Raw genomic sequence first — 20,662 nt, 5'->3', positions numbered from 1 at the left:
ATTCATTGGCAATTTCAATCCGATAAATAACGATATTTAGGTTGTAATCAATAAACGTTATGGTTTAGACAGATCAATAAATATTGAGTAGTAAACCTTACTCCCGCTCAGTAGGGTATGGGCATAAGGTTAACTTAGTCAATCGCTTTATACTTCTAAATAATCTAAAATCCCATCTGCCGCTTTGCGACCTTCGCTAATGGCAGTCACCACTAAATCCGATCCTCTTACTGCATCACCACCAGCAAAGATTTTTGGATGGCTGGTTTGGTAGCCTTTAATTTCTGGGGCAACAATACGACCTTGAGTATCAAAATTGACACCATGTTCTGCTAACCAAGGCATGGCATGAGGTCTAAAACCAAATGCCATAATAACAGCATCGGCAGGAAGTATGAATTCAGATCCTTCGATAATCACTGGCGAACGGCGACCATTTGCATCGGGTTGACCGAGTTCTGTTCTAACCATTTTGACACCAGTAACTTGACCTGTATTGTTAATTTCAATACTGAGGGGTTGCACATTAAATTGGAATTGTGCACCTTCTTCTTTCGCATTTTTTACTTCTCGTTTAGAGCCGGGCATATTGGCTTCATCTCGACGATAAGCACAGGTGACTTCAATTGCACCTTGACGTATAGACGTCCGTACACAGTCCATTGCAGTATCACCACCGCCTAAAACCACAACACGCTTATTTTTCATGTCAATGTAAGGCGTATCATCGCTTTGATTATGCTTCATAATATGTTTGGTATTGGCAATTAAAAATGGAAGGGCATCATAAACACCATCCGCATCTTCATTCATTAGACCGGCTCGCATTGATTGATAAGTACCGGTTCCAACAAAAATAGCATCAAATTCATTGAGTAAGTCCGTTAATTGCACCGTTTTCCCCACTTCGGTATTCAGCCGAAATTCAATACCCATGTCGGTAAAGATACGTCGACGATTAATCAACACTTCTTTATCTAATTTAAAGGCAGGAATACCAAAGGTTAACAGTCCACCAATTTCAGGATGACGGTCAAAAACAACGGGCGTCACACCATTGCGGACTAGCACATCGGCACAAGCAAGTCCTGCAGGCCCTGCACCAATGATTGCAACTTTTAACCCTGTTTTTTCAACATTAGACAAGTTAGGCTTCCAACCCAGTTTAAAAGCTTCATCGGTAATATAACGTTCAATGTTACCAATAGTTACTGCACCGAACTCAGCATTTAAAGTACATGAGCCTTCACAAAGCCGATCTTGAGGGCAAACCCGACCACACACTTCTGGTAGACTGTTTGTTTGATGAGAAAGCTCAACCGCTTCTAAAATTTTGCCTTCATTCACCAGTTTTAGCCAATTAGGTATATAGTTATGAACAGGACAACGCCATTCACAATAAGGATTCCCACACGCTAAGCAGCGATCGGCTTGGGCTTGTGATTGTGAAGCCGAAAAGCCCTCATAAATTTCAACAAACTCTATTTTTCGAATATTCAACGATTTTTTAGGTGGATCAACACGTTGTAAATCGATGAACTGATAAACATTTTGACTCATTTCCGTGCTCTCCTTATTGTGCTTGAACATGAAGTTCTGCTGATGATCGGCTTCGATGACCGAGCAGCGCTTTTACATCACTGGATTTAGGTTTAACTAATACAAATTGTTTAGCGAAATCTTCCCAGTTAGCTAAAATTTCTTCAGCACGTGAAGAGTGGGTTAGTTGAGCATGTTCCATGATTAAGCCTCGTAGATGCTCTTCATGAATCGAATAATCAGCAACGTTTAACATTTCAACAAGTTCTTGGTTAATCCGTTTATGGAAATCACCATCGGCATCTAAAATATAAGCAAATCCACCAGTCATGCCAGCACCAAAGTTAACACCAGTTTTACCTAAGACACAGACAATGCCACCTGTCATATATTCACAGCCGTTATCGCCGATACCTTCAACCACGCTAATTGCACCAGAGTTACGTACGGCAAAACGTTCACCAGCACGTCCTGCTGCAAACAATTTACCGCCTGTTGCACCATATAGACAGGTGTTACCGGCAATGGTTGCTTCATGACTTAAAAATGCCGAGCCTTGAGGTGGTCGAATGACGATGCGACCCCCTGCCATGCCTTTACCAACGTAGTCATTGGCATCACCTGTTAGGGTTAAATTTACGCCACCAGCATTCCAAACACCAAAGCTTTGCCCAGCAGTACCAGTGAAGTTGAGTGAAATTGGATCGGCAACTAAACCTTGATCGCCATATTTTTTGGCAATATAACCTGATAAGCTAGTTCCCACCGAACGATCAGTATTTTGAATATCAAAGTAGAAACTTTTACTTTGACGATTATCCACAAATTGTTGTGCTTGAGTAATAATTTCTTTATTCAATACACCTTTATCAAACGGTTTATTATCTTCAATACAGTAGACGGGTTTGCCTTCTACAGGTGTCGCAGTTTCAAGTAATCCTGATAAATCCAGTTTTTGTTGTTTAGCCGTAATACCATCAAGCTCTAACAGTAAATCGGTACGTCCAATTAAATCAACAATTCGACTTACGCCAAGTTCTGCCATGACTTCCCTTGTGTTACGTGCAATAAAACGGAAATAGTTCATCGCTTTTTCAGGTAAACCATGGTAATGGTCACTACGTAATTTTTCATCTTGTGTCGCAACACCTGTGGCACAGTTATTTAAATGGCAAATACGTAGATATTTACAACCTAAAGCCACCATTGGCCCCGTACCAAAGCCGAAACTTTCCGCACCTAAAATTGCCGCTTTTACAATGTCTGTACCGGTTTTTAACCCACCGTCAACCTGTAAACGAATTTTGTGACGTAAACCATTAGCAACCAATGATTGTTGTGTTTCAACTAAACCCAGTTCCCATGGTGAGCCAGCATATTTGACTGACGTTAATGGGCTAGCACCTGTACCGCCATCATATCCCGAAATCGTGATCAAATCGGCATAAGCTTTTGCGACCCCAGTTGCAATAGTTCCTACGCCAGGTTCGGACACTAATTTCACCGAAATCATTGCTTGAGGGTTAATCTGTTTTAGATCAAAGATCAACTGTGCCAAATCTTCGATTGAATAAATATCGTGATGCGGTGGTGGCGAGATTAATGTCACCCCGGGTACGGAAAAACGTAATTTAGCTATGTAAGGGGTTACTTTGTCACCTGGTAATTGACCGCCTTCACCCGGTTTTGCACCTTGCGCTACTTTGATCTGAATCACATCAGCACTCATTAAATAGCCTGGCGTTACACCAAATCGACCTGATGCGACTTGTTTTATGCGTGACACTTTTATACTGTTATACCGAGCAGGATCTTCACCACCTTCGCCTGAATTAGAATAGCCACCTAATGTGTTCATTGCTTCAGCAAGCGATTCATGAGCTTCAGGACTTAATGCACCAATTGACATTGCCGCCGAATCAAAACGTTTGAATAGTGACTCTTCAGGTTCAACCTGATCTAACGAAATTGCTGCATTTTCAGGGGGATTAAGTTTTAATAAATCCCGTAATGTCGCTGGCGGGCGATTGTTAACGATATCGGTATAAAGCTTATAATCTTCGTAACGCCCATTGTTAACCGCTTTTTGTAACGATTGAACTACATCGGGATTATAAGCGTGATATTCGCCGCCATGGACAAATTTGAGTAAACCACCTTGGTCTAATGGTTTACGGCGTAACCATGCTTTTTTCGATAAATTGAACTGATCTTGAGCAAAATCATCAAAATTTGCACCACTAATACGGCTAGTCACACCTTGGAAACAAAGTTCTACCACATCTTTATGCAGACCAACCGCTTCAAAAAGTTTTGAGCAGCGGTACGAGGCGACAGTGGATATCCCCATTTTAGACATGATTTTGTACAAGCCTTTATTAATACCATTGCGGTAGTTGATAATGGCTTCACGGTAAGACTTATTTATCGTGCCATTGTCGACCATTTGGGCTAGGGTTTCGTAAGCTAAATAAGGATAGATAGCCGTTGCACCAAAACCAAGCAGCACGGCAAATTGGTGTGGATCGCGACAGCTTGCGGTTTCAACAATAATATTGGCATCACAGCGTAAGTTTTTTTCAACTAGACGTTGCTGTACTGCACCTACAGCCATTGGGGCAGGAATCGGTAATCGATCGGCTGCGATATTTTTATCGGATAAAATGATTAATACGGTACCATTACGTACTTTGGCTTCGGCATCACCGCATAATTGTTCAATGGCATCACGCAAGCTACCATCGATTTCGTAAGTAATATCTAGTGTTTCTGATTGATAGTAACGTGATTCCAATGCAGTTAATTGTTGGAAATCAGAGTAAACCAAAATAGGGTATTTAAACGCGACTCGATGTGCTTGACCTTCGGCTTCAGCAAAGACATTCATCTCGCGACCAATGCTAGTTGATAGCGACATGACGTGAGCTTCACGTAATGGATCAATAGGCGGATTGGTTACCTGCGCAAATTTTTGACGAAAATAATCATAGATTAATCGAGGTTTACTTGATAAGACAGCAAATGGCGTATCATCGCCCATTGAACCTGTTGTTTCTTGCCCATTTTCACCTAAGACACGAATACATTGATCAATTTCTTCTGCACTATAACCAAACTGTTTTTGGTAAGTAGCTAGTAAAGTGTCATCGTAATCACGTGAGCCAATGTTCTCATCAGGTAGACTTTCAAAAGGGATAAGCTGTTTAACATTTTTTGCCATCCATTCTTTATAAGGATGACGTTTTTGTAAGTCATTGTCCGTTTCAGAAGATTGTAAGATACGACCTTCTTCGGTATCGATAACTAATAACTCACCCGGCCCAACTCGTCCTTTGCTGACGACTTCGTCAGGTTGATAATCCCAAATACCAATTTCAGAAGCACAGGTAATGAGTTTATCGGTGGTAATAACATAACGAGCAGGACGTAAGCCGTTTCTATCTAAATTACATGCGGCATAGCGACCGTCTGACATAACAATACCAGCTGGGCCATCCCACGGTTCCATATGCATCGAATTAAAGTCAAAGAAGGCGCGAAGATCTTCATTCATATCGGGATTATTTTGCCATGCTGGTGGTACTAATAAGCGCATCGCCCTGACAATATCCATCCCACCGACAAGGAACAGTTCTAACATGTTATCCAGTGAACTGGAATCAGACCCTGTGACATTCACAAATGGTGCTGCATTTTGTAAATCAGGAATCAGTGGTGTTTTAAATTTGTAGGAACGGGCTTTTGCCCATTGACGATTGCCTTCAATAGTATTGATTTCACCATTATGCGCTAAATGTCTAAACGGTTGAGCAAGTGGCCAACGTGGAACGGTATTGGTTGAAAAACGTTGATGGAATAAACAAATCGCCGTTTCCATTCGAATATCGGCTAAATCTAAATAGAATCGAGGCAAATCTTTAGGCATACATAAGCCTTTGTAGATATTAACCTGATTCGAAAAGCTACAAACATAAAAGGTGTCGTCTTGTACGCGTTTTTCAATGCGACGGCGAACCATATATAAACGGCGTTCTAAATCAATTTTCGTCCATCCTGCTGGCGCATTGACAAAGACTTGTTCAATTTTAGGCAGTGAAGATAATGCAATTTCACCTAAAACACTTTTATCAATAGGCACTTCTCGCCAACCTAATATTGATAGCGTTTCGTCAGCTAATTCCTCTTCTACAATCTGACGGCTTGCTTGTGCTTCTTGCTCATCTTGGCTAAGAAACAGCATGCCTACCGCATAATTAGTTGCTAAACGCCAACCTGCGTCTTGCGCTACTAATCTAAAAAATCGATCTGGTTTTTGTAATAAAAGTCCACAGCCATCGCCGGTTTTACCGTCAGATAAGATTGCGCCTCGATGCTGCATTCTTGCTAATCCGTGAATAGCGGTGCGCACCACTTTATGACTTGGTTGCCCTTCAATATGAGCAATCAGACCAAATCCGCAGTTATCTTTTTCATGATGCTGGTTATATAACATATCATTGCCTCTAATTCATCGCTTTATAATTTGTGAAGGTATAGGCATTAATCCCATATTGGCTAAGAAATTAAAGAAAAATGCTATTTTGGTCAAATAAATATTACTTATAAGTCAATCTTTTAATAAGATGTACTAAAGTTATTAATGAAGCTAATAATAGAACATTATCTTTTCATTTAACTATTAGCATAACTAAATGATTTAACATGATAAAAATTATTGGGCTTATAAAATTGTTAATGATAATATGCTAATGTAAATTTTAAATAGTGTGATAACAATTTAATTCATTAATCATTATGAAAGGAATGTTTAATTTAATGAAAATTTTTAAAATAGTGTTCATATTAATTGCAAGTATGTTATTTGTTGGATGTTCTGCAAGAGTTGATTTAGCCGATCCAAAATTAGATCGTGAAGCTAAAAAATTTGCTGAACCAGATGCAAATTTTTCAGGTATTTATATTTATAGAGATAGTCTAATGGGTAAACCTAGCAAAAAGGCTATTTATATTGATGGGGAATATTTGGGTAAAACGGCTGACAGAACTTATTTTTATAAAATTGTTAAGCCTGGCTATCATACCATTGAAACAGAATCTGAATTTAGTAATAATTCGCTAGAGATTTATGCAGAGGGAGGCAGTAACTATTTTATCAGGCAATATATTAAAATGGGTGTTTTTGCTCCAGGAGCGGGTCTGCAAGAGGTTAATGAACTGTTAGCCAAGAAAAGTATAATAAAAAGTAAATTAATCAAAACAGAATAAAATTATTCTAACTTGATAAGCATTGTTCAAAATTACTATTTTTAATTTACTTAATTCCGTTGGTAAAAACTGACGGAATTGTCATAATTTCAAGTTCTAGTCTATTTACTTAATCCTGCTATAATTCCTTCTATTTATGGTTTCACAAGACTATTATGCAAACTCAAATTACAATTGTTGGAGCAGGGGCTGCGGGTCTATTTTGTGCTGGATTATTAGGGCAAAAAGGGCATCGTGTGACCGTTATTGATAACGGAAAAAAACCGGGACGAAAGATCTTAATGTCGGGTGGCGGAAAATGTAATTTTACTAATCTTGATGTGGATGCGCACCATTACATTTCTGAAAATCGTCATTTTTGTAAATCAGCCTTGAAACGATTTAACCAATGGGATTTTATCCAATTAGTTAATCAATATAATATTGCTTATCATGAAAAAGATCATGGTCAGTTGTTTTGTGATAATTCAGCCAAAGATATTGTCGATATGCTGCTTAGCGAGTGTCAAAAAGGAAAGGTTAACCTAATGATGCAAACGCAATTAGATGACGTCGAAGCGGTTGAAGATGGATTTAAATTGCAGACTTCGCAAGGTATGCTGAGTTGTCAAAACCTGATTATTGCTACAGGCGGGTTATCGATGCCTGCACTCGGTATGACTTCAATAGGTTATAAAGTGGCAGAAAAATTTTCCATTCCAATTGTACCGGTCAAAGCTGGGCTGGTGCCTTTTACCTTACATAAACCCTTATTAGATGTGTTATCGCAACTATCCGGTATTGCTATTCCGGTTGAAGTGACTTATGAGCAAATGCATTTTAAAGAAAATTTATTATTTACTCATCGAGGGCTTTCAGGCCCCGCCATTTTACAGATATCCAACTATTGGCGAGTGGGTGAGCCCATTACGATCAACTTATTACCAGATATGACATTTGAATCATCATTTAAACCGTTATTAGAAAAAAATCGTAACCAGACTTTGAAAAATTGTTTAGCACAAATTTTACCTAAAAGAGTAGTAGAAGCATTGATACAACTGGATATGATTACAGATATCACTGTGAAACAACTCAATTTGCATCAACAACAGCGTCTTTTTGACACATTAACCAAGTGGCATATTGTACCAAACGGAACCGAAGGGTATCGAACGGCTGAAGTCACATTAGGCGGGGTGAGTACCGATGCATTATCATCAAAAACAATGGCGACCAAGTCACAGCCGAATCTTTATTTTATTGGCGAAGTGGTTGATGTAACGGGTTGGTTAGGTGGTTATAATTTTCAGTGGGCTTGGAGCAGTGCCTTTGCATGTGCGAAGGCATTGGATGAAAAAACTGTTAGCCATCAATGTTAATGATTCATTACACCCATTTGAATATGGTACTTTTTGACCTTATATTGTAATGTAGTACGCGAAACATTTAATAATTTAGCCGCATTGATAATTTTTCCATTAGCTTGATTTAACGCATCGATAATCAATTGTCGCTCATAGTTTTCCACTTGGGTTGTTAAATCCCTAAATCGAGAAAAATTTGTGGCAGAATCATCGATTTTTGTCATGACATCTGCTTGCTGATGAGGGCTTTCAATTTCAAATAGCTCTTCATCAAGAACGATATGTTGTAATTCTCCGGGTTCATTTTGTAAAACCATACTTCGGACAATTGCATTTTCAAGCATACGTACATTGCCTGGCCATGGTGCTGACATCAATTGTTTCAAAGCATGCTTACTTATACCACTGATGGTTACTTTTATTTCATCTTGGTGTTTATCAATAAAATAGCGAGCTAAAACAGGAATATCTTCTGTCCGTTCGCGTAGTGCAGGAAGTTTTATTAATCCCACATTTAATCGATAAAACAGATCACTGCGCATTTTACCGTTTTTTAAAAGATCAGTAGGTGATTCGTTCATGGCGGCCACAATGCGAACATCAGAATGCAGCTCTTTATTGCCACCTAGTCGCCAGTAGGTTTTTTCTTGTAGAAATCGCAATAACTTGCTTTGCATTTCAAGTGGCATGGCGTTTAGTTCATCAAGAAATAGTGTGCCACCGTTAGCCAGTTCTAGATAACCTTGGCGATTTTCAGCTCCCGTAAAGGCGCCTTTGACAGTACCAAATAGTGTACTTTCAATTAGCGTAGTAGGTAGCGCACTACAATTGAGTGATATAAAGGCTTTATCTCGGCGGTCGCTAGTTTGATGAATTAAATGGGCGAAGAGTTCTTTACCGGTACCTGTCTCACCAACAATCAGTACTGGCACATCATTAGCGCCTAAAATATTCGTTTGATCAATGACCGATTGCATTTTTTGAGATACAAATACGATTTCGGGAAGTGATTGTTCTTTACTGTGATATAAACGGCTGTTGAGTTTAAAAACTTGATCTTGTAATTGTCTTACATTAGATAAATTTCGACCGATTTCGATTGCGCCAATGATCTGTTTGTTATGATTGTAAAGTGGAACCGTGGTATGCAAATAATCGACAACTTTACCAACATGATTATAATAGCATTGATAATTATCCAGATATTCCTTACCTTCTAGCAACGCTTTTAACATAGTACTATCTTCTTTTTGTAAATTAGGATAAACTTTAAGCAATGGTTTTCCTATAGCTTTATCTTGAGGATAGCCATCGAGTTCTGCACTTTCCTGATTGTAGTAAATATATTTACCTTCTTTATCAATAATGGCCATTGGCTGATGTATTAGATCAAAAAAATGTTTAAATATTTCCAATGATTGTAATAATTCAGGATCAACTGTCATGATATTAGTACCTTATAAAATTTGGATTATTGCTTAATAGCATACTTTTATTTAAATACCTTTCGACTATCACTAAAAAATGACAAATTTTTGTCATAAAGACATATTTTTAACTTAATGACAAAAATTGTTGCTAGATTGTTAAGTTTAACTTATTGATTATTTGTATTATTAAGTTGGCATGCTGATTGCATTACAAGAGAACAGCCATTTTACTTATTTTCTTATGTACTTTTTGAGTACTCATTAACTGGAGGTCATATGTCCGACAAAATTATGTCAAATTATAACAAATTACGTCACGATCTTATAACTAAAGATCGTCGTTTTAGTGCTGAAAACGGTAAATTATGTTTTGATGGCGTTAATTTAGAAGAGTTAGCAAGAAAATATCCAACGCCTTTTTATGTGTTTTCTGAAAAAGAAATTGATCGTAATGTTCAAGAAATTAAACAAGCATTCAAAGCGCATCCAAAAACAAAAATTTTCTATGCTTCTAAAACTTGTTCTGTTATGGGCGTACTCAAAGCCATTAAAGATGCGGGTATTTACGCTGAAGCAAACTCAATGTTTGAAGTCCGTAAATGTTTAGAGATTGGTTTTCCGGGTAGCCAAATCGTGTTTAATGGTGTGGTAAAAAAACCAGTTGATCTTGAATATGCCATTAAAAACGATCTGTATATTATTAACGTCGATAGTTTATATGAACTTGATATTATCGATGAAATATCAAAAAAATTGAAAAAAGTGGCGAATGTGTGTGTACGTGTTGAACCGAATGTACCATCAGCAACTCACGCTGAATTAGTTACTGCTTATCATGCTAAGTCAGGTATCGATTTAGAACAAGCAGAAGAGACTTGTCGCCGTATTCTCGAAATGCCTTATGTCCATTTACGTGGTCTACATATGCACGTTGGGGATCAGGTACCGGAAGCTGAACCTTTTGCGAAAGCAACCAAAGTACTTGTTGATGAATCTCGCCGTTTAGAAGAAGTGTTAGGAATCAAGTTTGATTTAATTAATGTAGGGGGAGGTATTCCTGTTCCTTATAAATACGATGACGAAAACGGTAACCCATTACAAGACAATATGTATGCCGGTATTACTGCCCAAGATTTTGCTGATGCAGTCATTCGTGAAGTACACAAATGGCGTACCGATGTTGAAATCTGTATTGAACCTGGTCGAAAAGTTACCGGTTCAGCTGGGGTGCTATTAACTGAAGTTGCCTGTGAAAAACGTAAAACGAATTATGATTTAGACGGTAACATTGAAGAACATGTTGAATGGAAATTTGTTGATGCAGGTTATAGCGTGTTATCTGATAGTCAACATTTCGATTGGTTCTTCTATGTTTATAATGCATCTCGAATTAATGAATCACATGATGAATATATTAAATTAGCCGGTCCTTTGTGTGATGGTGGTGACTACTATCATGTTGGTGTTAAAGGTGAAGAGTTCTTATTACCTAAAGATACCGACATTGGCGATATTATTGCTTTCCTTGATGCTGGAGCTTACACCATTGAAAGTCAGACAGTCTATAACAATCGCCCTCGTACGTCGGTTGTGATGATAGACAAAAAAGGCAAAGATCGCTTGATTCGCCGTGAGGACACTTACGAAGATATGGTTGGATACGACATCTATTAATCATGATCTATCTGGGGCACACGTTGCCCTAGATACTACAATGTGAGGTTATTATGAGTGATTCTAAAGATTCAAGTTTGCTCGGTATCAAAGACATTGTATTTATGAATGTCATTGCGATACTGAGTTTACGACAAATTCCTAACGTTGCTCCTTATGGCGCATCAGCAATGGTACTTTGGCTCATTGCGGCATTTTGTTTGTTTTTTCCATTAGCCATGGTGTGTGGTGAACTTTCAACAGGTTGGCCAAAAGATGGCGGGATATTTGTTTGGGTTAAAGAGGCATTTGGTAAGCGTATCGCTTGGATTGTAGTGGTTTGTTTTTTATTTTCCTGTGTACTCTTCTTCCCATTGATGTTGCAATTTGGTTTTACTGCTATTGGTTATATGTTTAGTCCCGAATTAGCCCAAAATGAAGTATTTATTGGGGTGGGATCCATGGTGGTCTTCTGGATTTTAACATTGATGAATATTCGGGGATTAAAATGGACTAAGATTATTAATAGCGTGAGTGCTTGGCTTGGTGTATTTATTCCCGCAGCGATTATTGTCTTACTCGCGATTGTTTGGTTATTGACTGGTCATCCAATGGCAACCGATTATACGCATTTAAGTGATTGGATCCCTGATTTAGGCAGTTGGGATACGATTGTGTTTTTATCCAGTATGATGTTTGCGTTTGCTGGGCTTGAAGTGGCACCAATGATTGCCGGGCGTACACGTGATCCACAACGTGATTTTCCAAAAGCGATGGCTGTGTCAGCAATTGTTATTGTTGGTATTTATATGATTGGCTCTTGGGCTATCAATACATTATTACCAGCCGAAGATACTGATATTGTTGCTGGCGTTATGCAAGCGATGCAATCTGCTGCCAATGTATTACATATGCCTTGGTTGTTACCTGTTATGGCAATATGTCTATTCTTTGGAGCTTTAGGACAAATTAACTCATGGTTAGTTGGGCCGATCTATATGCTACAAGAAGCCTCTAAAGAGGATAATTTGTTGGGTGAGCGTGTAGGTCGTTTACATCCGGTTTATCAAACACCGACATTTGCACTGGTTGTTCAAGCAATCATCGTTACTGTACTTTGCTTCTCAACATTTGTATCACCAAGTATTGCTGCAGCTTATTGGATGTTGACGGCGTTGACAACAATTTGCTATTTCATTCCTTACTTAGTGATGTTTATCGCTTATTATCGATTACGAGTGACTCAACCTGATGTACCACGTAGCTTTAAAATTCCGGGTAAAGTGTTACCAGTAGTATTACCTGCTTTAGGGTTCTTATCTACACTATTTGCTGTGATTTTAGTCTTTATACCACCAGCTCAAATCGATATGGGTGGATACGTTGAGTATATTGCTAAGATAGTTGGTGGCGCTGTACTTGCGATTGTATTAGCAGAATGGATATATCATCGTGCTCAAAAACGCAATCGTTTGCTCGAACAGTAAGGTATAGAGGAGTAAAGCATGTACAAACCCATATTGGAAATTGATTTACGCAAATTAAAAGAAAATGCCCGTGTTGAGAAAGACATTTTAGCTAAACACGGCATTGAAGTCATGGCTGTCAATAAAGTATTTGATGGCTGCGTCGAAACAGCGAAAGCTGTATTAGATGGTGGTATTGATGTTATTGCTGAATCAAGAACTTACAATTTAAAAAAACTCAAAGAGGCTTTAAATTGTAAAACGTGTTTATTACGCAGTCCTTGTTTAAGTGAAATCAGCGACGTTGTGAAATATGCGGATATTAGCTTAAATAGTGAAAAGCAAGTTATAACGGCTTTATCTGATGAAGCCGTTAAACAGCGAAAGATTCACCAAGTGTTGCTTATGGTGGATATGGGGGATTTACGAGAAGGTATCTGGTTTGAGCATCTTGATGAGATTATTGATACCGTCAATCTCATTCTTTCGTTACCGGGTGTTGAGCTTTATGGGCTTGGCACCAACTTTAACTGCTATGGAACCGTTTTGCCTACGGTTAAAAATGGTGTTGATTTTTTACACATAGCACGCAAAGTAGAGGAAACTTGTGGTATTAAAATCAAATACTTATCTGCCGGTAATTGTACCAGTTACCATTTGTTAGATAAAGGTGTTTGGCCTAAAGGATTGAATCACATCAGAATAGGTGGTTTACATGAGTTTGGTATTGAATATGTCGATATGAAATATCTGGATGAATTTCATCATTCCAATAAACCTGTCGATAAAGCATGTAGCGATATCTATAAGCTATACGCACAAATTATTGAACTTAATAGTAAGCCAACCGTGCCTGTAGGGGAGCTTGGAGTCGATGCCTTTTTAAATAGTAAAACCTTTGTCGATCATGGTACTCGTAAACGTGCACTACTTGCTTTTGGTCGTCAAGATGTGCCGGCTGAAAACTGTGTACCTATCGATGATAGTATTACGGTTTTGGGGCAAACCAGTGATCATACCATCGTTGATATTGAAGATGTGTTAGAAACACTGAAAGTAGGTGATATGATTGGTTTTGAACTCGATTACACAGCCTTACTTATGGCATGTCAAACGAATGGTGTAGAAAAACGGTTTATTTATTAATTCGTGTTAGCTGCTGGTTTCCAGCAGCTTTTTTACCTTACTAGGCGGTTTACATGGCAACATCTGAATATCAAGGAAGTTCCTATCCGAGTACCACTAGTTTAAAAAAGAATTTAAAAAATCGGCATCTGTTGATGATCTCTTTGGGTGGTTCGATTGGTACCGGATTATTTATTGGTATTGCAGCACCACTTAGCACAGTTGGTCCGCTAGGGACGATTATCGCTTATTTGATGGCTGGTTGTATTATGCTTTCCACCATGCTCTGTTTAGGTGAGCTTTCATGCGCATTTCCTCATGCTGGTTCTTTCCAGCACTATGCGTTAATGTTTATACCTAATCCCATTTGGAGCTATACTATAGGTTGGTTATATTGGTTAAGTTGGGTGCTGTCGATGGCGGCTGATTTAACGGCGGCATCAATTATTGCTCACCAATTTATCACTTCTATTCCTATTTATCTGTTTAGTCTAATTATTTTAATTGTTTTAACCTTTGTACATCTAACATCGGTACGAGCTTACGGCGAAAGTGAATACTGGTTTTCAACAATAAAAGTTCTGGCAATTATTACTTTTATTGGGACAGGTATTTACTTGCTATATCATCAATATGCTGACACTCATGTGCTACCAACATTGAAAACAGAAAACGGATGGTTTCCTAACGGTTTTTCAGCGATTTTTGTCTGTATGACGATTGTCACTTACTCTTTTCAAGGCGTTGAATTGATAGGAAGTGCAGCAGGGGAAGCCCAATCACCGCAAACCGTTTTACCTAAAATAATTACAGGTGTCGCTTTTAGAATCATCCTATTTTATGTTTTAGCAATTGCAGTTTTGGCACTCGTTTATCCCTATGGTAATGCACAAGAAGAGATAAGCCCTTTTGTTTGGGTATTTACGCAAGCAGGCATCAATTTTGCATCTTATGTCATGTTATTTGTGATTTTTTGCGCCGCTATATCGGCAGCTAATTCTGCAATTTATGCCAGTTCTAGAATGTTATGGTCAATGTCTCAGGATAATTTAGCACCAAAATATTTTGCAGAGGTGAATAGGCGGGGTGTGCCAACCAAAGGAATATTGTTTATATCCATTATTGCGCTGGTATCACTATTTTCAAAGTACATTGCTGCGGAAAAACTTTATCTTTATTTGGTTGCAGCGACAGGGCAGGTTGGATGTTTTGCTTGGATTATTATCGCTTGGTGTCAATTTCAGTTTCGTCAAGGGGTCAATAAGGGGAAATATCCGCAAGAGACCATTAAATTTAAATCACCATTTTATCCATGGCTTGCGATCATTTCGATGGTGATTAATACGATTATCATTATTGGAGTTTGGTTTGGTGAATCCGGTTATTTTATTTTTATATCGGAATTGGTATTAATTATGATTATTATCAGTTCGTATTTTTTCTTCAAAAAAAGAAAATTAATTATGCCCCATGCAAATGACTAAACTATTTGGTTAAATATGATTGGTGTAATCACTCACTACCGTAAACGTAGTAGTGATTACCGAGAAGATAACATCTGACCTTTGTCATTATCTAATATATTCAATGATCTGACTAATTAAGATTTAAAATTCCGGCGACGCCAGTAAATACGACTTGGGCAGCAATTGCTGAAATCAATAATCCAGTTAATTTTGATAAAATTGCAATTCCGGTATTTTTTAAAACTTTAGCGATGGTTTTAGAGCATAATAACATGACATAAATACCACTTGATGCAATGAATAGTGATAACGCACCAATTAAATTTTGAACTAAACCATCTGAACTTGTCCCTAACACAATAATCGTACCAATTGATGCTGGCCCCATACAAAGCGGGATAGCCAAAGGAACAACACTAATATCATCATCGCTATTAATTTTATTTTTGTCAGGCGAATCGTTCATTAATGCCACTGCCGTTACAAAGAGTAATGCACCCGATCCAATTCGAAATGCATCGAGAGTAAAGCCAAAAATACTAAACATCGCATTACCGAAAAAGAATAGCACAATGCCAATAATAAACACGGCACAAGACGTCTTACGTGCGGTTTTTCGACGTGCTTGTTCATCATATAGTTTTGTACCACTCAAAAATGCACTTAATACAGCAGGTGGTGTCATTAATGCAAATAATTTTATTGTTGTGGCAAGAATCTCAACAAGATAGTTAGCCATAGTATTACCTTTTATTCGACCAAGATATTGCTTGAATTGTGTCAACGATAGCTGGTGGGAAAAAATATTGGTTACACATAAAAACGGTCACCTTAATGGTGACCATATTTAATTTAATCTATTTTAATCGTTTTTTATTGTTAATCAATAAAAACTAGTTTAGGCGCTCTTTAATACGAGCCGCTTTACCACGAAGTTCGCGTAAGTAGTAAAGTTTAGCTTGACGTACTTGACCACGACGTTTCACAGTAATTGAATCAACAATCGGTGAGTGAGTTTGGAATACTCGTTCAACACCTTCGCCATTCGAAATTTTACGTACTGTAAATGCAGAATGTAAACCACGATTGCGAATTGCAATAACCACACCTTCATATGCTTGAAGACGTTTTTTGTTACCTTCAACAACCCATACTTTTACTTCAACCGTATCACCCGGGCGAAAAGACGGGATGTCTTTTTTCATTTGTTCTTGTTCTAATTGCTGAATAATTGCATTTTTCATAATATTATCTCTTACTAGTTATACTGAAATCTTAATGGCTATGTTTATCCTGATATTCACGTTGAAACTCAGCGAGTAAACATTGCTCTTCATCAGTCAGAGCTAGATTTTCAAGAAGATCTTCTCTTCTTAACCAAGTTCGTCCAAGGGATTGTTTTAATCGCCAACGACGAATCGCTTCATGGTGACCAGACATTAACACGTCAGGCACCGCCATTCCATCTAACACCTCAGGTCTGGTATAGTGAGGACAATCAAGTAAACCGTTAGCAAAAGAGTCTTCTTCTGCTGATGATTCATGATTTAACACGCCGGGAATAAATCTTGCCAGTGCATCAATCATCGTCATTGCCGGTAATTCACCACCACTCAATACGTAATCTCCAATTGACCATTCTTCGTCAATCTCGGTTTGGATCACGCGTTCATCAATACCTTCGTAACGTCCACAAATCAAAATTAATTTTTGATTTTGTGACAATTCGCAAACGCCTTGTTGGTTCAATTTGCGCCCTTGTGGGGAAAGATAGATTACTTTTGTATTGTCACCTGCCACAGCTTTCGCTGCATGAATTGCATCCCTAAGGGGTTGTACCATCATTAACATACCCGGCCCACCACCATAAGGTCTGTCATCGACAGTCTTATGCTTATCATGCGCAAAGTCGCGCGGATTCCAATAATTTACTGTTAACAGCCCATTTTTTACAGCTCGACCAGTTACGCCATAACAGGTAATGGCTTGAAACATTTCGGGAAAAAGGCTAATTACGCCAATCCACATAGTGTTACCTTACCAATTAAAAAGCAGGATCCCAATCGACCACAATCATTTTTGTTGTTAAATCAACTTGTTTAATAAATTGTTCTTCAACAAAAGGGATTAAACGTTCTGTTGCTCCAAATGCATCTTTTAGATTTGCTTTTACCACCAATACATCATTAGAGCCGGTCTCCATTAAATCAGTGACCTGACCTAAATCGTAACCGTTGACTGTTTTTACTCGGCACCCAATCAGATCTTTCCAATAAAAATCACCATGATTCAGTTCAGGCAAATTTTCAGCATCGACAAACACTTCAATGTTGGTTAATGCATTGGCTTGATCACGATCGTCAACACCTTTGAGTTTCACAATCATATCTTGATTATGGGGTTTAAAGCTTTCTACGATTACCTCTTGCCATTTTCCAGCTCGCTGGATATACCAAGGTGTGTAATCAAAAATACTATCTGGAAATTCTGTAAACGAAAAAATTCTGAGCCATCCACGAATGCCGTAGCTTGAACCAAGTTTACCAACAACAATGAAATTCTCAGTATTCATTTTACAGTGACTATCTATTACTTAATTAAGCAGCTTTTTGTGCTTGTTTGATCAATGAATTAACACGATCAGAAACAGTTGCACCTAAACCAACCCAATGATTTACGCGATCAAGATCTAAACGTAATTCTTCTGCTTTACCTTGTGCAATTGGATTAAAGAAACCAATGCGTTCGATAAAACGACCATCACGTGGGTTACGGCTATCAGTGACAACTACTTGATAAAAAGGGCGCTTTTTAGAGCCACCACGAGCTAAACGAATAGTTACCATAACATCCTCTTAAATTAAAAAATAATCTTTTTCCTGCCCAACATGGACAGAATCAAAGCCCCAGAATTATACTCCTTCTGGCAAAAAGTGCAATGACTGATTATGATTGATAGAGACAAGATAGTATATAATAGATTCAATTAAAAAATGAATAGACAAAATAGCATTCATTATCCGTTGTCACCCTCACCATGAATAACGCTAGAATAATTTATAATATTTTAGATATTAGCATCGATTATTTTTGACTTGGTTTGCGAGTAAATGCTCGCTTTAAAACACCAAAAAAACCTAATGATTTTACCATTTTGTCACCACCAATATAAACTCGGATTGCTCTTAATACGTCTTTAGGATTTTTTGAGGCAAAGGTAAAGGAGCCATTTTGTTTTGTGTGGATAGTATAACGTGGTATCCATTTTCCCCCAAATAAGACGGATGCAGAAACATATTCGACTTCTTGCCATGGGATTTGGATGTATTTACGTGCATCTCGCTGATGATAAAATTCCAACGCTTTATTTCCAATCATAATTTGTCCATACTCGGTAAAAGCTGTAAATGCGGTAGCTTTAACGGTTAGGTCTATTTTGGAGTTTAATGATTGAACCATTTATATGACTTCCATATTAATACTAAAGTTAATTTATTGTTTTTTTATGATGTGAACAGCCAAAACCTTTGGACTCAATTATTCAAATATTTATTGATAAAAGATAAAAAAGCATAATTTAAACAGTAAATTATGCTTTTTATCGATTACTTAAAGTTTGAACTTATAGAAGACCAATCACATGTCCTACAATCCCGACAATAAAGAGTCCGAGGATTATTAAGATTGGTGATACTTTTTTACGTAATAACCACATGCATAAAAAGGTTAAAAGTAACGGAACCAGTCCTGGTATCAGTTGGTCTAAGTTATTTTGTAAGGTGGTGACCTTTTCTTCAGTAAGGGATAACCCTGCTTGCATTTGTTGTAATGCGGTTTGAATGCCTTCTGAACCAGTTGGTATGTGATTCCAATCAATAAAAGTACCGTCGGCCATTTTAACTTTTGAAACGACTGGTTGGAAATTAATTGATACCCACCTTTGTACCAAGGCCGCCAGAATAAACATCCCTAAAATGGAAGCACCTTTGGTAATTTTTTGCAGTAAGCCACCCGATAAATTATCGGTAATTTTAGAACCTGTACGGTAACCAAACTCTTGGGTGTACCACATAAAACTCCAACGGATAATATTCCAAAGTAAAAAGAATAAAATTGGTCCCATAACACTGTGACTAAGTGCAAGTGATGCGCCAAGCGCACCAAGCATTGGTCTTACCGTAAACCAGAACACGGGATCACCAACTCCGGCTAAAGGTCCCATCATCCCAACTTTTACACCTTGGATGGCAACATCATCAACAGCAGCACCATTAGCACGTTCTTCTTCGAGAGCAAGCGTTACACCAAGAACTGGTGAAGCTAAATAAGGGTGAGTGTTAAAGAATTCTAAATGGCGTTTAAGTGCTGCTGAACGATCTTCTTTGGTGGTATAGAGTTTTTTTATTGCAGGGATCATTGAATAGACCCAACCACCATTTTGCATACGTTCATAATTCCAAGAACCTTGGAGAAAGGTTGAGCGCCAAGCAACCGCTAAACGATCTTTTTTGCTTAATTGAATTTTATCAGTCATTTTTTTACTCCAAGTACCTAGTAATCATTTAAAATATCGTCAAGTGGATCACCTTTGCTTCCACCATTTGATGAATTGCCACGTTCTGAAAGGCTAAGATAAATCATTGCTAATGCAATACCTAATGCACCTAACGCAATAAGGGTTAATTCTGAGATAGCCGCAACCACAAAACCGATGATGAAGAATGGCCAAACTTCACGATTTGCCATCATATTAATTACCATGGCATAACCCACAGCAACGACCATACCACCACCAATTGCCATACCTTTTGTTAACCATTCAGGCATAGATTCTAATACGCCTTTTACTGTTTCGGCTGGAATAAATAATAGCGCAGCTGCCGGAATGGCAATTCTTAAACCTTGTAAGCAGATACCTAATATTTGTAATAGTTCAATTTTACGGATATTACCTTCTTCTGCCGCTGCATCCATCATATGTACTAAAGGTACCGCAATGGTTCGGACAATCATTGTTAAAAATAATCCAGCAACCGCTAAAGGAATGGCAACAGCAATAGCTGTTGATACGCCTGCTTCACCTTGTCCACCTAAGACTAAAATGATGGACGAAGCCACAGAGGCTAAAGCGGCATCGGGTGCAACGGCGGCACCAATGTTAGCCCAACCTAAGGCTATCATTTGTAATGAGCCACCCAAATAAACACCCGCTTCAAGATTACCGGTCACCAAACCAATTAATGAACAGGCAACTAACGGTTGATGAAATTGAAACTGATCTAAAATACCTTCCATTCCTGCCAGAAAGGCAATAACTATCACTAAAATGATAGCAACAATTGATAATGTCATAATATAACCTCTTGTATAAG

At 38.1% G+C, this 20,662-nt stretch carries 17 protein-coding genes; 6 read left to right on the top strand and 11 right to left on the bottom strand.

Annotated elements, in window-relative coordinates:
• Nucleotides 1–147 precede the first annotated feature (147 nt).
• Together J3U35_RS08440 and gltB are read right to left on the bottom strand one after the other, a co-directional pair.
• Complete coding sequence (locus tag J3U35_RS08440; protein WP_267360760.1) at nucleotides 148–1,560, bottom strand: FAD-dependent oxidoreductase; 1,413 nt, start codon at nucleotides 1,558–1,560, stop codon at nucleotides 148–150.
• A 13-nt stretch (nucleotides 1,561–1,573) separates the two neighbouring features.
• Nucleotides 1,574–6,031, bottom strand: a complete 4,458-nt coding sequence (gltB, locus tag J3U35_RS08435; protein WP_267360758.1) for a glutamate synthase large subunit — start codon at nucleotides 6,029–6,031, stop codon at nucleotides 1,574–1,576.
• 323 nt (nucleotides 6,032–6,354) lie between these two features.
• Between gltB and J3U35_RS08430 the strand changes: the two genes are divergently transcribed.
• Together J3U35_RS08430 and J3U35_RS08425 are read left to right on the top strand one after the other, a co-directional pair.
• Nucleotides 6,355–6,804 (top strand): DUF2846 domain-containing protein, encoded by a 450-nt coding sequence (locus J3U35_RS08430; RefSeq protein ID WP_267360757.1) that lies wholly within the window; start codon nucleotides 6,355–6,357, stop codon nucleotides 6,802–6,804.
• Nucleotides 6,805–6,959: 155 nt separating this feature from the next.
• Nucleotides 6,960–8,165, top strand: a complete 1,206-nt coding sequence (locus J3U35_RS08425) for an NAD(P)/FAD-dependent oxidoreductase (RefSeq protein WP_267360755.1) — start codon at nucleotides 6,960–6,962, stop codon at nucleotides 8,163–8,165.
• Here J3U35_RS08425 and J3U35_RS08420 read toward each other — a convergent pair.
• Complete coding sequence (locus tag J3U35_RS08420; protein ID WP_370632181.1) at nucleotides 8,162–9,598, bottom strand: sigma-54 interaction domain-containing protein; 1,437 nt, start codon at nucleotides 9,596–9,598, stop codon at nucleotides 8,162–8,164. The genes J3U35_RS08425 and J3U35_RS08420 overlap by 4 nt on opposite strands.
• Nucleotides 9,599–9,856: 258 nt before the next feature.
• Here J3U35_RS08420 and lysA point away from each other — a divergent pair, with 258 nt between their 5' ends.
• From lysA to J3U35_RS08400, 4 genes are read left to right on the top strand one after another with little or no spacing between them, the layout of a single operon-like run.
• Complete coding sequence (gene lysA / locus J3U35_RS08415) at nucleotides 9,857–11,254, top strand: diaminopimelate decarboxylase (protein WP_065559713.1); 1,398 nt, start codon at nucleotides 9,857–9,859, stop codon at nucleotides 11,252–11,254.
• A 53-nt stretch (nucleotides 11,255–11,307) separates the two neighbouring features.
• Complete coding sequence (locus J3U35_RS08410) at nucleotides 11,308–12,720, top strand: APC family permease (RefSeq protein WP_065559712.1); 1,413 nt, start codon at nucleotides 11,308–11,310, stop codon at nucleotides 12,718–12,720.
• A gap of 18 nt (nucleotides 12,721–12,738) precedes the next feature.
• A complete protein-coding gene (locus tag J3U35_RS08405) occupies nucleotides 12,739–13,845 on the top strand; it encodes an alanine/ornithine racemase family PLP-dependent enzyme (RefSeq protein WP_220215875.1) in 1,107 nt (368 codons plus the stop codon).
• A 53-nt stretch (nucleotides 13,846–13,898) separates the two neighbouring features.
• Complete coding sequence (locus J3U35_RS08400; RefSeq protein ID WP_267360751.1) at nucleotides 13,899–15,308, top strand: amino acid permease; 1,410 nt, start codon at nucleotides 13,899–13,901, stop codon at nucleotides 15,306–15,308.
• 112 nt (nucleotides 15,309–15,420) lie between these two features.
• Here the strand turns inward: J3U35_RS08400 and J3U35_RS08395 are convergent, their stop codons facing one another.
• The 8 genes from J3U35_RS08395 to J3U35_RS08360 all read right to left on the bottom strand — a co-directional run bounded on the left by J3U35_RS08395 (nucleotide 15,421) and on the right by J3U35_RS08360 (nucleotide 20,642).
• The gene (locus J3U35_RS08395) at nucleotides 15,421–16,029 is read right to left on the bottom strand and encodes a MarC family protein (protein WP_267360749.1); all 609 of its coding nucleotides are present in this window, start codon (nucleotides 16,027–16,029) and stop codon (nucleotides 15,421–15,423) included.
• 154 nt (nucleotides 16,030–16,183) lie between these two features.
• A complete protein-coding gene (gene rplS, locus J3U35_RS08390; protein ID WP_034900792.1) occupies nucleotides 16,184–16,534 on the bottom strand; it encodes a 50S ribosomal protein L19 in 351 nt (116 codons plus the stop codon).
• Between the two features lie 31 nt (nucleotides 16,535–16,565).
• Complete coding sequence (gene trmD / locus J3U35_RS08385) at nucleotides 16,566–17,318, bottom strand: tRNA (guanosine(37)-N1)-methyltransferase TrmD (protein WP_220215872.1); 753 nt, start codon at nucleotides 17,316–17,318, stop codon at nucleotides 16,566–16,568.
• A 16-nt stretch (nucleotides 17,319–17,334) separates the two neighbouring features.
• Nucleotides 17,335–17,862: a ribosome maturation factor RimM gene (rimM, locus tag J3U35_RS08380; RefSeq protein ID WP_220215871.1), complete on the bottom strand. Its 528-nt coding sequence runs from the start codon at nucleotides 17,860–17,862 to the stop codon at nucleotides 17,335–17,337.
• Between the two features lie 25 nt (nucleotides 17,863–17,887).
• Complete coding sequence (rpsP, locus tag J3U35_RS08375; RefSeq protein ID WP_065559705.1) at nucleotides 17,888–18,136, bottom strand: 30S ribosomal protein S16; 249 nt, start codon at nucleotides 18,134–18,136, stop codon at nucleotides 17,888–17,890.
• Between the two features lie 238 nt (nucleotides 18,137–18,374).
• Nucleotides 18,375–18,749: a DUF956 family protein gene (locus J3U35_RS08370; protein WP_220215870.1), complete on the bottom strand. Its 375-nt coding sequence runs from the start codon at nucleotides 18,747–18,749 to the stop codon at nucleotides 18,375–18,377.
• 163 nt (nucleotides 18,750–18,912) lie between these two features.
• Nucleotides 18,913–19,824, bottom strand: a complete 912-nt coding sequence (locus tag J3U35_RS08365; protein WP_267360747.1) for a PTS system mannose/fructose/sorbose family transporter subunit IID — start codon at nucleotides 19,822–19,824, stop codon at nucleotides 18,913–18,915.
• Nucleotides 19,825–19,841: 17 nt separating this feature from the next.
• Entirely contained in the window at nucleotides 19,842–20,642 is an 801-nt protein-coding gene (locus J3U35_RS08360; RefSeq protein ID WP_220215868.1) for a PTS mannose/fructose/sorbose transporter subunit IIC, read from the bottom strand.
• Between the last annotated feature and the right edge of the window lie 20 nt (nucleotides 20,643–20,662).

It is taken from the genome of Gilliamella sp. B2717, from assembly GCF_026536675.1.
GTDB classification, from domain to species: domain Bacteria; phylum Pseudomonadota; class Gammaproteobacteria; order Enterobacterales; family Orbaceae; genus Gilliamella; species Gilliamella apicola_I.
The sequence above is the reverse complement of the archived record's forward strand: the minus strand, read 5'-3'. Positions and strand labels throughout refer to the sequence as shown.